The organism is Patescibacteria group bacterium (assembly GCA_028711655.1).
Classification (GTDB): domain Bacteria; phylum Patescibacteriota; class Patescibacteriia; order Patescibacteriales; family JAQTRU01; genus JAQTRU01.
Window position 1 is genome coordinate 1 of record JAQTRU010000005.1, and the last position, 12408, is coordinate 12408.

General features: G+C 39.9%; 16 protein-coding genes. 10 read left to right on the forward strand and 6 right to left on the reverse strand.

The window, feature by feature from the left end; translation table 11 throughout:
• From PHQ42_01110 to PHQ42_01135, 6 genes are all read right to left on the reverse strand, one after another.
• On the reverse strand, positions 1 to 566 hold a 566-nt coding region (locus tag PHQ42_01110), incomplete at its 3' end, for a hypothetical protein (GenBank protein MDD5071313.1).
• Between the two features lie 146 nt (positions 567 to 712).
• Complete coding sequence (leuS, locus tag PHQ42_01115; GenBank protein ID MDD5071314.1) at positions 713 to 3154, reverse strand: leucine--tRNA ligase; 2442 nt, start codon at positions 3152 to 3154, stop codon at positions 713 to 715.
• Between the two features lie 113 nt (positions 3155 to 3267).
• Complete coding sequence (locus tag PHQ42_01120; GenBank protein MDD5071315.1) at positions 3268 to 3390, reverse strand: hypothetical protein; 123 nt, start codon at positions 3388 to 3390, stop codon at positions 3268 to 3270.
• A 20-nt stretch (positions 3391 to 3410) separates the two neighbouring features.
• A complete protein-coding gene (locus PHQ42_01125) occupies positions 3411 to 4163 on the reverse strand; it encodes an exodeoxyribonuclease III (GenBank protein MDD5071316.1) in 753 nt (250 codons plus the stop codon).
• Positions 4164 to 4370: 207 nt separating this feature from the next.
• On the reverse strand, positions 4371 to 4814 hold the full coding sequence (locus tag PHQ42_01130) for a DNA polymerase ligase N-terminal domain-containing protein (protein MDD5071317.1): 444 nt from the start codon (positions 4812 to 4814) through the stop codon (positions 4371 to 4373).
• The gene (locus PHQ42_01135) at positions 4811 to 4960 is read right to left on the reverse strand and encodes a hypothetical protein (GenBank protein MDD5071318.1); all 150 of its coding nucleotides are present in this window, start codon (positions 4958 to 4960) and stop codon (positions 4811 to 4813) included. The genes PHQ42_01130 and PHQ42_01135 overlap by 4 nt, the downstream gene beginning before the upstream one ends.
• A 298-nt stretch (positions 4961 to 5258) precedes the next feature.
• Here PHQ42_01135 and PHQ42_01140 point away from each other — a divergent pair, with 298 nt between their 5' ends.
• The 10 genes from PHQ42_01140 to PHQ42_01185 all read left to right on the forward strand — a co-directional run bounded on the left by PHQ42_01140 (position 5259) and on the right by PHQ42_01185 (position 12229).
• Entirely contained in the window at positions 5259 to 5957 is a 699-nt protein-coding gene (locus PHQ42_01140; protein ID MDD5071319.1) for a thioredoxin domain-containing protein, read from the forward strand.
• 88 nt (positions 5958 to 6045) lie between these two features.
• Positions 6046 to 6588 carry a pyruvate ferredoxin oxidoreductase subunit gamma gene (locus PHQ42_01145; GenBank protein MDD5071320.1) on the forward strand — a complete coding sequence of 181 codons (543 nt, stop codon included), beginning with the start codon at positions 6046 to 6048 and terminating at the stop codon, positions 6586 to 6588.
• A gap of 44 nt (positions 6589 to 6632) precedes the next feature.
• The gene (locus tag PHQ42_01150) at positions 6633 to 6899 is read left to right on the forward strand and encodes a 4Fe-4S binding protein (GenBank protein ID MDD5071321.1); all 267 of its coding nucleotides are present in this window, start codon (positions 6633 to 6635) and stop codon (positions 6897 to 6899) included.
• 103 nt (positions 6900 to 7002) lie between these two features.
• The gene (gene porA, locus PHQ42_01155; GenBank protein ID MDD5071322.1) at positions 7003 to 8226 is read left to right on the forward strand and encodes a pyruvate ferredoxin oxidoreductase; all 1224 of its coding nucleotides are present in this window, start codon (positions 7003 to 7005) and stop codon (positions 8224 to 8226) included.
• Between the two features lie 217 nt (positions 8227 to 8443).
• Positions 8444 to 9232: a pilin gene (locus tag PHQ42_01160; GenBank protein MDD5071323.1), complete on the forward strand. Its 789-nt coding sequence runs from the start codon at positions 8444 to 8446 to the stop codon at positions 9230 to 9232.
• Between the two features lie 5 nt (positions 9233 to 9237).
• On the forward strand, positions 9238 to 10305 hold the full coding sequence (locus PHQ42_01165) for a pilin (GenBank protein MDD5071324.1): 1068 nt from the start codon (positions 9238 to 9240) through the stop codon (positions 10303 to 10305).
• Between the two features lie 11 nt (positions 10306 to 10316).
• Complete coding sequence (locus tag PHQ42_01170; GenBank protein MDD5071325.1) at positions 10317 to 10535, forward strand: DUF4258 domain-containing protein; 219 nt, start codon at positions 10317 to 10319, stop codon at positions 10533 to 10535.
• Positions 10536 to 10637: 102 nt separating this feature from the next.
• A complete protein-coding gene (locus tag PHQ42_01175) occupies positions 10638 to 10853 on the forward strand; it encodes a DUF2283 domain-containing protein (GenBank protein ID MDD5071326.1) in 216 nt (71 codons plus the stop codon).
• 35 nt (positions 10854 to 10888) lie between these two features.
• On the forward strand, positions 10889 to 11275 hold the full coding sequence (locus tag PHQ42_01180) for a four helix bundle protein (GenBank protein MDD5071327.1): 387 nt from the start codon (positions 10889 to 10891) through the stop codon (positions 11273 to 11275).
• Positions 11276 to 11296: 21 nt separating this feature from the next.
• A complete protein-coding gene (locus tag PHQ42_01185) occupies positions 11297 to 12229 on the forward strand; it encodes a thiamine pyrophosphate-dependent enzyme (protein MDD5071328.1) in 933 nt (310 codons plus the stop codon).
• Positions 12230 to 12408: the final 179 nt, after the last annotated feature.

Consider the following 12408-nt stretch of genomic DNA (forward strand, 5'->3'; position numbering starts at 1 on the left):
TTTTTAATCCTAAATAAAAAAAAAATGGCGTAATTATAATGGAATAAAATCCAGGCGGCGATTAAAGGCGTAATCGCGCCCAAAGAAATAGCCGTAGCCTCCATTAAACCGAGCTGTTTCGCCCGGTTGCTTTTGCTTGTAAATTTAGCCAAATCGGTATGGAGCGGTATCCAGTACATTATACGGTGAATAGTAAGAAAAAATATAGATAAAGCGAGGAAAAAAAACACTTCTTTGTAATTCCAAAGCCATTCGGAAGAGTTAACTTTCCGGTCGAGAAGATAAAATATAAAGTAAAAAACAGCCCCCCAAATTATACTTACCCATAAAGATCGGCGCAGGCCCACTTTGTTCAAATGCTTGGCCCCCAAAGCAACGGTCAGGCCGTACAACAGATTGCCGATAAGATAATAATAAATTACGAACCTTAAATTGAGGTTAAATAATTCGTATAAAAAAATCGGCAAAAATAACCCTAACAATCCGTCGGTAATGCGCAAAACCATCCGGCCGGAATAAAGGGAAACAAACCCGTGGGAAATTCTGCCTTTAAAATATTTGAACATAGGTTAGGCGCTTAGTTAAATAGTTAATTAGTTAAACGGGTTTCTGATTAAAAAACTAATCAACTATTTAACTATTTAGCTGCTTTAAGTAATCCCCCCCCCCAGCCAATAATCAGTTTAATAATCCGCCAGCCGGCGAAAGCAATTTATTTAATAACAATATTTATCAGCTTCCCTTTTACAAAAATAGTTTTAACAATTTCTTTCCTCTCTAGCCATTTCTTCACTTTCTCGCTTTTCATCGCTTCTTCTTTAGCTTCTTTTTCGGAAATATCAGCCGCCGCGAGGATAGTATCGCGCAATTTGCCATTGACTTGTATAACCAGATTTATGGTCTCGTCTTTTACTAATTTTTTATCATACTCCGGCCATTTGGCTTTAAAAATACTTTCTTTACCTGTCCCGCCTTGGCGGTGATTACCCAACTCATGCCACAATTCTTCAGCTAAATGCGGAGCAAACGGCGCTAAAAGAATAATGAATAATGAATAATGAATAATGTCAACTTTTTCCGCTTCTTCCATCTTGTTCGCCAAAATCATCATGGCGCTGACGGCAGTATTTAATTTAAACTCCTCTATGTCATCACCCACTTTCTTAATGGTTTTATGAAGCAGATTGCTTAACTCCCTATCATTTTCCGCTTTTCCGATTTTAGCTTTTATCTTTATCGCTTTTTCCAAAAACTTCCTCGCCCCGATCAAACCGTTAGTGCTCCAAGCGCAAGGCTGGGAAAACGGCCCCATAAACATTTCATAAACCCGCATGGAGTCAGCCCCGTATTTTTCCACGATATCATCGGGATTGATTACATTGTGCCAGCGCTTGCTCATTTTCCGCCCGTCCTCGGCTAAAATCAAGCCGACATGCTGCAAGCGCGTAAATGGTTCAGAATAATTGACAGCGCCGAGGTCAAATAAAAACTTATGCCAAAAACGAGCATAGATTAAATGCCTGGTGGCATGCTCGGCCCCGCCCACGTAAAAATCAACCGGCGACCAATATTTTTCTTTTTTCTTATCTACCAGCGCCTTATCGTTTTTCGGATCAATATATCTTAGCCAATACCAGGAGGAGCCGGCCCACTGCGGCATCGTATTGGTTTCGCGTTTTCCCGGCCCGCCGCACTTAGGGCATTTAGTGCTTACCCAGTCTTTGATATTAGCCAAAGGCGATTCGCCTGTTCCGGTCGGCGCATAATTTTTCACATCCGGCAACTTTACCGGCAAATCCTTTTCCGGAACGGCGACAGCTCCGCATTTGTCGCAATGAATAATCGGAATCGGTTCGCCCCAATATCTCTGCCGCGAAAACACCCAGTCGCGAAGTTTATAATTAACTGTTTTCTTTGCCTTGCCTTGTTTTTCCAGCCACTCTATAATCTTTGGTCGCGCTTCAGCCGAGGTTAAGCCGTCAAACTCTCCTGAATTAACCAATATTCCTTCTCCGGAAAAACATTCTCCCAAGCTCTTTACTCTTTCCCACAATTTAGAATCTTTATCTTTTGGACGGATAGAAACTTTTAGGGGCAAATTGTAAATTTTGGCCATTTCAAAATCTCTCTCATCGTGGGCATCGGCAAAAACCGCGCCAGTGCCATAGCCAACTAAAACAAAATCGGAAATCCAAACAGGCATCTCGTCTCCCGTAGCCGGATTAATAACATAAGTCCCCGTAAAAACACCTGTTTTATTTTTATTTAATTCAGTCCTCTCTAAATCGGACATGCTGGCAACTTTTTTTATGTAGCCATTAACTTCTTTTTTTTGTTCATTGGTGGTAATTTTTTGCACCAACCTATGCTCTGGAGCAAGAATTAAAAAAGTTCCAGAAAAAATCGTATCAATTCTGGTGGTAAAAACCGGAATAGCTTCATCACTATTTTTGATTTGAAAATCTATCTCTGCTCCTTCTGATCGTCCAATCCAATTCTTCTGCATTTCCTTGATTGATTCTTCCCAGTCCGGCAATTTTTCTAAATCATTAAGCAGGCGCTCGGCATAATCCGTAATTTTCAAAACCCATTGCCGCATCGGCTTCCTTTCAATTTCCGAACCGCAGCGTTCGCATTTGCCGTCTTCCAAATCCTCATTAGCCAGTCCGGTTTGGCAGGATGGACACCAATTTATCGGCTCATAAGACTCATAAGCTAAGCCCTTTTTAAACATCTGCAAAAATATCCACTGCGTCCATTTATAATAGGCGGGGTCAGTCGTGTTAATTTCTCTGCCCCAGTCATAAGTAAAGCCAAGTTTTAAGAGCTGATTTTTAAAAACTTTTACATTTTTTTCTGTGGCTACTCTGGGATGAACCTTATTTTCAATCGCGTAATTCTCGGCTGGCAAGCCGAAAGCGTCCCAGCCCATAGGGTGCAAGACATTATATCCTTGCATCATCTTCATCCGGGCAAAAACGTCCGTGGCAATATAACCTTTGGGGTGCCCGACGTGCAGCCCGGCTCCGGACGGATAAGGAAACATATCCAAAATGTAATATTTTTTCTTTTTTTTATCGTCTTTGGTTTCATACAGTCTCTCTTCATCCCATTTCTTCTGCCATTTTTCCTCTATTTTTTTATGGTCGTACATATAATTCAAATTACAATTATATCTTAATACTATCCTAAAATTCCTTAAAAATCAAATGCCCGAAGATTCGTTCTTCGGGCATGTTTTTGTGTTTGCTGGTTGCGGGCCGAAAGTTAAGAGGGCCCGCCAAGATAAGGATATTCATCTTCGTCTTCCTCTTCAACTACCGGCCTGTCGTCCGGAGGTATTGCTTCCAAATCCGATTGTGGTCTTTCCTCATCCGTTTGACGGCACATATTCCCCTCCTTTTGGATTTTTATTCTACTTCGATTCCAACCGGGCAATGGTCAGAACCATGAATTTTTTCGAAAATGAACGCTCTTTTTACCTGTTTTATAAATTTAGCAGAAACGCAAAAATAGTCAATCCGCCAGCCGATATTCCTGGCCCGGGCGCTAAATCGATAACTCCACCAAGAATACTGGACTTTATTTTTATTAAAATAACGGAAAGTGTCTATAAAACCGGAGCTTAAAAATTTAGTCATCCAATTTCGTTCCTCATGGGTAAACCCAGGGTTGCCGATATTGTCTTTCGGCCTAGCCAAATCAATTTCTTCATGCGCCACATTAAAATCACCGGTTATAATAAGGGGCTTCTTTTCTTCCAGCTTTTTTAAATATTTTAACAGCTTATCATTAAACTTTAATTTAAAATCCAAACGAGATAATTCATGGTTAGCATTAGGGAAATAAACATTAACTAAATAAAAAAAGCCGCAGTCCAGAACCTGAACCCGGCCCTCATTATCCCAGTCTAAATAAGGTAAAATTTTTGTCGCCAACCCCTCTTTTACTAAAATCGCCGTGCCGCTATATCCCGGCCGCTCGGCCGGATGCCAATACTCTTTATAACCCCCAAAATCAAAATTTTCTTTAAGCCGGGCAATATCAGAAATTTTAATTTCCTGCAGACATAAAATATCCGGTTTTTGCTTTTTTAAAAAATTCAAAAAGCCTTTGCGCGCGACCGCCCTTATACCATTAACATTCCAGGATAATATTTCCATAATGTTACGAATTACAAATTTTATACAAATTCACAAATACCAAACAAACTCTTTCTTTTCGCAAAGACACAAAAACACTAAAACACGGAAAACACTTATGTTTTTGTGTTTTGAGGCCGAAGGCCGTGTGTTTTTGTGTGTTTCCGTATTTCTTATTTGTAATTTGTGTATATTTATAAACAAATTTGTGAATTTGTCTAAATTCTTTTATGTTTTATAAATCAGCCAATTCTTTTTATCCTTGAACCGCACTAAGACATATTGGCCTTTTAATTTTTTGCCAAGCAAATTAAATTTAAAACTTCCACTTTTTAAACTACCTTCAACTAATTCCCATTTTCCCTTGTCCCAAATTTCCACTATCCCCGCTCCGTATTCCCCTTCGGGAATGACACCAAAAAAATTAATGTAATCAACCGGATGATCTTCCACCCGAACCGCTAATCTTTTTATTCCTTTTTTCCCTGGTACGCCCTTGGGCACGGCCCAGGACTTTAGCGCGCCCTCCATCTCTAGCCTGAAATCATAATGCAGGTTGCGAGCTTGATGTTTCTGGACAACAAAACGGGAAAAATTGGTTTTTTTAACTTTGGCCTTCGGTTCCGAGGTTTTTTTAAAATCCCGTTTTTGCTTATACTTATCAAGCATCATTTATTTTTGATAATCCTTTGCAAATTCCGCACACTAGCCCCGCTCACTTTCATTTTTAGCCTTTTTTTCCTGTCTCTCTTCCTATACTTTTCTTCCACCTTCTTTTCCAGCTCCGTATGTTTCAATTTATGATTTTGTTTATTCATAGGAAAAATGATATAATATTATAAGACTTACGCCTTTAAATGGGCACATAATTCAATTACCAAAATAAATGTAATAATTTTTACCTTAATCTCCCATAAATTTACAAATCTTTTCACAAATCTACAAATTTTATAATCATTATTCAATTAATATTTGTAAATTTGTAGTGGATTTGTGGATTTGTAGGAAATAACTCAAGAAATATAGAATTAACTTCTGGGTTAGTACTTAGATAACTGACTAACTCAAGTGCATAAATCCATATCTTTATCATAGATAAAATTCACTATTTTAGCAATGGAAACCGGACAAAAAAAATGGTATACAAAATGGTGGGGAATTTTGCTTATACTTTTTCTCACTTTATTTCTGATTGTCCTTGTGGCTTTAATTTTTTATATTGCTGATACGGCCAACCGGATGAAAAGCGGCCAATGGCAAAATGATAAAATGCTGGCTGATTTAAGCCAATATCAAGCGCCCAAAATCAACCCAACAATAACCGGCGCTAACAACTATTGGCTTGGTTCGGCCAAACCTAAAATTACAATCGTGGAATTCGCCGATTTTGATTGTCCGCTTTGCCAAAATTCATTTTTTAATATCCGGGAAATCAGCTTGAGATATAAAAATGATGTTAAAATAATATTCAGGGACTATCCGATTTATGAAAATTCGGTAAACCTGGCTTTAGCCGGGCGTTGCGCCGGAGAGCAGGGATTGTTCTGGCTGATGCATGACAAACTTTACGCCCAGCAGGGAAAATTTGAGTTAAACCAGTTGCCTGATTTTGCCAATCAAATCGGAGCGAATATAACAAAATTTAACGATTGCTTAAGCAATGAAAAATATTTAAACGACATAAAAAAAGATTATGCGGATGGGCAGTCTTTGGAAATAAGGGGCACGCCGACCTGGTTTATAAACGGCTATAAAATTGAAGGCGACATCCCCTATGATTTATTCATCCAGATAATTGAGGAATTGATAAAATAATTGAGTTTAACCACTTAACATGAAAATCATAAATTAAAGATTTGTGGAATTCGTTTTATTAGTTTTTATTCGTGTAAATTAGTGTTATATGAAACAAATTAGAATTCATGGCCGCGGCGGGCAGGGTGTGGTAACCGCCGCCGAATTAATCGCCATCGCGGCTTTTGCCGACGGGAAACAGGCCCAGGCTTTCCCTTCTTTTGGCGTGGAAAGAACCGGCGCTCCGATTGAATCCTTTGCCCGCATTGACGACAAACCGATCAGAATCAGAGAGCATGTTTATGAACCCGATGTTTTAATAATCCAGGATTCCTCTTTGCTTAATACCGTTGATGTCGCCAAAGGCGCCGGCGAAAACACTTTGGTTATAGTAAACACAACGAAAAATAAAAACGAGCTTAAAATAAATTTGCCGGAAAAAAATATTCACGCTGTGGACGCCACAAAAATCGCTTTGGAAATAATCGGCAAAAATATTGTTAATACCATAATTCTGGGGGCTTTTGCCAAAGCAACGAAATTAGTCAGCCTAGACGGCCTTAAAAAAGCTATAAAACAAAAATTTAAAGATAAGGGCAAGGATATAATAGAAAAAAACGTTAAAGCCGTAACCAAAGCTTACAATTCTTAAAATAGTATTCGTATATTCGTAATTAATTCGTAATTCGTAGGAGTATGAAAATTAACATAACCGCAAAACCGGGATCAACCATGAAAAATAAAACCGGCGGCTGGCGGACATTTAAGCCGAAAATCGATTTGAATAAATGTATTGGTTGCGGAATTTGCTCAAGAGTTTGCCCGGAAGGCGCCGTCGAGATGATAAACAATAAAGAAGGAAAACCAAAACCAAAAATAGATTATGATTATTGCAAGGGCTGCGGTGTCTGCGCCGCCGAATGCCCGGTTAAAGCGATTATAATGGAATTAGACAAGAAGTGAGATTCTTGGGATTCTTGAGATTTTTAGGATCTTTGGGATATTTAAAATTCCTAAGAATCGCAAGAATCGTAAAATTCCTAAGAATCCAAAATATTTAAATTGTATGTCAAAAAATATTCAATCATCTAAATCCCAAATTTTGGAGGGTTCTCATGCCATCGCCCTGGCAATAAAAAACATCAACCCGGCGGTCATTTCCGCTTACCCTATTACTCCGCAAACCCATATTGTGGAAGATCTAGCTAAGTTTAAAGCTGACGGTCAGGCCAAATATGAATATGTTCGGGCGGAAAGCGAATTTGCGGCCGCATCTATTATTCTTGGCGCCAGCGCCACCGGAACGCGAGTCTATAGCGCCACCTCTTCCCAGGGCCTGCTTCTGATGACCGAAGTTATTTTTAATATCGCTGGCATGCGCCTGCCTGTGGTAATAACCTGCGCTAACCGGGCGGTTTCGGCTCCTATAAGCATCTGGAATGACCAGCAAGACGCCGTGACTATTCGCGACGCCGGCTGGATTATGCTTTTCGCGGAAAATCATCAGGAAGCGGTTGACCAGCACATTATTGCCTACAAAGTGGCGGAAAAATTAAACCTACCGGTGATGGTAAATATCGACGGCTATATTTTAACTCATTCCTATGAACCGGTAGTTATCCCCGAAGCTAAACAAATAAAAAAATATTTGCCCGATTATAAACCCAGGGTCGGCCAATTTTTAGACCCAGCCAATCCGATAACTATGGGCGCTTTTGCCACCCCGGCCCATTATATGGAAATCCGGCAAGACCTGCACGATGACCTAATTTCCAGCTTAAAGGTAATCAATGAGGAATACAAAAAATATAAAACAATTTTTTCTGAAACAAATGATAAAAATTCTTCCGCGTTATGCGTTATGCGTTATGCGTTATGCGAAAACGGCTTGCTTGAATACTACGGCCCGAAAAATCCGAAGATAATTTTAGCGGCTATGGGTTCGGTTGTCGGCACTATCAAAGAAGTTATGGACGAGAATAATTCTTCTTTCTTAAATAGCAAAGTCGGCGTCCTAAAAGTAAAAACTTTCCGGCCTTTCCCGGCCGAGGAAATTTTAAAAATCATAAAACCGGCCAAATATATCGCGGTTATTGATAAATCCATTTCTCTGGGCCAGATCGGCCCTTTAGCCAGCGACATAAAAGCGGCTGGCCAAGGAAAAGTTAAAAGCAAAATTCAGAGTTTCATTGTCGGTTTGGGCGGACGGGACGTGACAAAGGAAATGATTAAAAAAATAATAGCTGAAGTTAGAAAAAATGATGATAAGATAAGATTTATCGGTAAATAATTTTCCCACCTGTCATCCTCGGGCTTGCCTGCCCCGCTAGCGCCACGCCCCGCTATGCGAAGCGTGGCGGGGGAGCTGGCCGGGGACCCGAGGATCCAGAGTCTAATGGCACGAACACCTTGTTTTTCACCATTTTAACAAATCAAGATTCCTGCGGATTAAACCTGGATTCCCGCTTTCGCGGGAATGACAAAGAAGGCAGGAATAATATAATTCTATGAAAAAACTACCAAAAATCTTCTTAATACTTTTTCTCTCCGTTTTCATTCTGCAAATGGTCTACTTAATTATCCCACTTACTATCCCCAAAAAAATCCAAGCGGCTGATGATGTAAAATTCAACCCGCAAGTAAGCATACCGGATAGCCAATTTCAAAGAGTGGAATGTCCTCCCGGCACGTCTAAAGAAAAGTGTGAAGAACTTAAATATACCATTACCGGGAAAACCATCGGGGAATATATCCAAGCCATCTACAATTACGCTATCGGCATTGTCGGAATTTTGGCAGCTGTGGTTTTAATGTTTGGCGGGGTAATCTGGCTCACGGCCGGCGGCAGCCCGGAAAGGGTGAAAGAAGCCAAGGCCTGGATTGGGGCCTCTATTTCCGGCTTAATTTTAGTTTTATGCTCTTACATGATTTTAAATACTATCAATCCGGATTTGGTGAGTTTTAAAGAGATAGCGCCGGAAATTGTGCCAAAATCGAAATTAAAATTAGAAGACATTACTTGCGAATATTATACAGATGAACAAAATTGCAAATATTCAGCCGGATGTAAATGGGAAGATGGAAAATGTATTTTAGACACCGGATACGCAAAATGCGGACTCACAGAAGAAGAAAAGGTTGGACCGTTTAGATGTTGCGAAAAAAAATTAACGGCAGATACATATGAATATAAATATGCCCTTATCCCGCTTAACCAATCCTGTGTTGATGTTTGTGAAGGAGGTGGTTGGGTAAAAGTAGATAATAATAAATGCGAAACTAAATTAGGATACTAATATTTATGTCCCGTCGTACTAACTTTTTTAATAAAAAATTCCCAAAAATTTTTACTATTATTTTTTTGATTTTAATAATCCTGCAAACAGGCGCTTTTGTTTTTTCCAGTTTGTTTTATACGCCGGTAAAAGCCCAGACAAAATGGACAAATCCGACTGACAACTTTTTCTTTACTGTTTTTTCCGAACCAAAAGAGTGCCCCGATGATCCGACTAAAACCTGCGTTCCTTGGATAGGAGAATATATCGGCAGTATTTATAATTACGCGATCGGCATTGTGGGAATTTTAGCGGCCATAGTTCTAATGTTCGGCGGGGTAATCTGGCTCACGGCCGGCGGCAGTCCGGAAAGGGTGAAAGAAGCCAAGGCCTGGATTGGCGCTTCTCTTTCCGGATTGGTTTTAATGTTATGCTCTTATATGATTTTATACCAGATAAATCCGGATTTGGTTAAATTAAATCCTTTAAAAATAAAGTTGGTGGAAAAAATACCGATTGAAGTTCGCCTAGAAGAATGCCGATGGGGAGTTGGCTACACAGATTACCAATTTGTGGCTGAATCTTGCAAAGACATAGCGGAAAAAGAAAAATGGGAAAATCCCGCTACTTGGGAGACTAAAGAATCAGAGAATTGCAAAGGGATTAAACCGGCAGGAAACTATGTTCTTTGCTGCTGCCCCCCGCGGGAAGAAATATTAAAAACCAACAATATTGGCGTTAAACCTTCTTGCCCTTCGGGTGGGCCATACACCAATTGTGTCAGTTTAACGGGAATAAACAACAAAACTTTGGAAGAAATAGTAAGACTGGGCGTAAATTGCACAAGTTGCGCGGCTAATGAAATATTTATTACCGGCGGTACGGAGCCAGGCCATTCTACCGGCACTTATAGTCACGCCAATGGATATAAAGTTGATTTAAGACCCGGAACAAATCTTGATAATTATATAAAAGATAACTTTAAAAAAATTGGGACGAGAAGTGATGGGGCTGAACAATGGGAATCGCCAAGCGGCGCTATTTATGCGTTTGAGGATTACGGCGACGCCCATTGGGATGTGCTCGTTAAATAAATACAATAAGTATGCTTTACTTTACTAAATACGCGGAAAAAAAATTTGATATTCTAAATAAGCATAAAGTCTATTTTACCCGCGAACAAATAGAAGAAACTTTGAAACTGCCCGATAAAGCCGAAAAAAAAGGAAAGTATTTAACCGCGCAAAAGAATAGGATTAAGGTGGTTTATAAAAAAGAAGATGAGATGATAAGGATTATTACGTTTTACCCAATGAAACAATGATTCTAATCTACAAATAAATGTCAATCAGCGAATTACTAATAGTAATTATTCGCGTAATTCGTATTCGTAGATTTGAATTTATTCGTAGATTAGCATTACACTATGTACTACGACCATGAAACCAATTTAATAAGCTGGGAAATAACGGGAGGCAAAATTGACCACACCCGGGAATTCGGTAATTTTATAATTCACCTTTCCTCTTCCGGCAAACCAATTTTGGTGGAAATTCTTGACGCCTCTAAATTTGTCGGGCAACTTGATAAAATAAAAGTCGGGGATTTAAAAAATATTGAAAAAACAGTCCCAGCGAGTTAATTTTTATTAGATTTAAGAATTAGGATTTAAGATTTATGAATGAAGGAAAAATTAAATCGTTTACAGATTTAGTCGCCTGGAAAAACGGTCACGAATTAGCAATTCATATTTACAAGATTACAAAAAATTTCCCAAAAGATGAGATATATGGCCTGACAAACCAAATGAGAAGAGCAGCGGTATCTGTTACCTCAAATATTGCTGAAGGTTTTGGCAGGCAAGGGTATAAAGAAAAAATTCAATTTTATTACTTGTCCCAAGGCTCTCTGACGGAATTAAAAAACCAGTTATTAATAGCAAAAGATATCGGCTATATAAATAAAGAGGATTTTACTATTTCAGCAAAAATAGCTAATGATGCCCACAGACTACTGCAGGGTTTAATAACTTCTTCAAAGTCCTTCTTAAATCTTAATTCATAAATCTTAAATCTTTAAATAGATATGATAAAAAAAATAAATTCCAGTCAAAAATTAAATATCAAGGCAAGCGCAAGGCCCCTGTCCCCCGGCCACCGGGCCTGCGCCGGCTGCGGGCAGATGATCGCCGCCCGGACTGTAGCTGAAACTCTGGGACCCAATGTCATTATTACTAACGCCACTGGCTGCCTAGAAGTTACAACCACGCCTTACCCGGAAAGCGCCTGGGGCATGCCCTGGATTCATTCTCTTTTTGAAAACGCCTCGGCGGTTGCTTCCGGAATTTTGGCGGCTCTAAAACAGAAAGGCGATAAAAAAACAAAGGTCGTTGCCCAAGCCGGCGACGGCGGCACCTTTGATATAGGCATCGGCTTAATTTCCGGCATGTGGGAAAGAGGCGAAAATATTTTGTATATCTGCTACGACACCGAAGCTTACTCTAATACCGGCGTCCAGGCCTCGGGCGCTACGCCTTGGGCCGCCAGCACGACCACGACGCCAGCCGGAACCGGCCCAACCATTGACGCCATTGGTTCGCACCAGAGAAAAAAAGATATGATAGCAATCGCTTTGGCGCATGGCCTGCCTTATGTTGCCCAATCCACTTCCGGGTTTCCCGAAGATATTGCCCGCAAAGTAAAAAAAGCCTTAAGTATAAAAGGTCCTGCCTATATTCAGATTTTAACTCCCTGCGTGCCTGGTTGGAATATAGAACCAAGCCAGACCATAAAAATGGGAAAACTGGCTGCCCAAACCGGGTTGTACCCTCTCTTGGAATATGAAAATGGACAACTAATAAATGTTTCCAAAATCCCACAGCCGCGGATAAAGGCAGAAGAGTATTTAAAACTCCAGGGCAGATTTAAACATTTATTTAAAGATCAAAAAGGTAAAGAGCAAATTAATTATATTCAAACCCTAGCTGACCAAAATATTGACAAATATGGGTTAAGATAGAAAATTAAAAATAAAAAATAAAAAACACGCCGGTATAAGCGTGTTTTTTGTGTGGACTTGAGAGGGCCAGAACCTCTGACCTCCACAATGTGAATCCCGCCAGCGGGCGGGACGGGAGTGGCGTTCTAAAAATGAATAGTGGGCGTATCTGGATTCGAACCAGAGACTTCTACGACCCG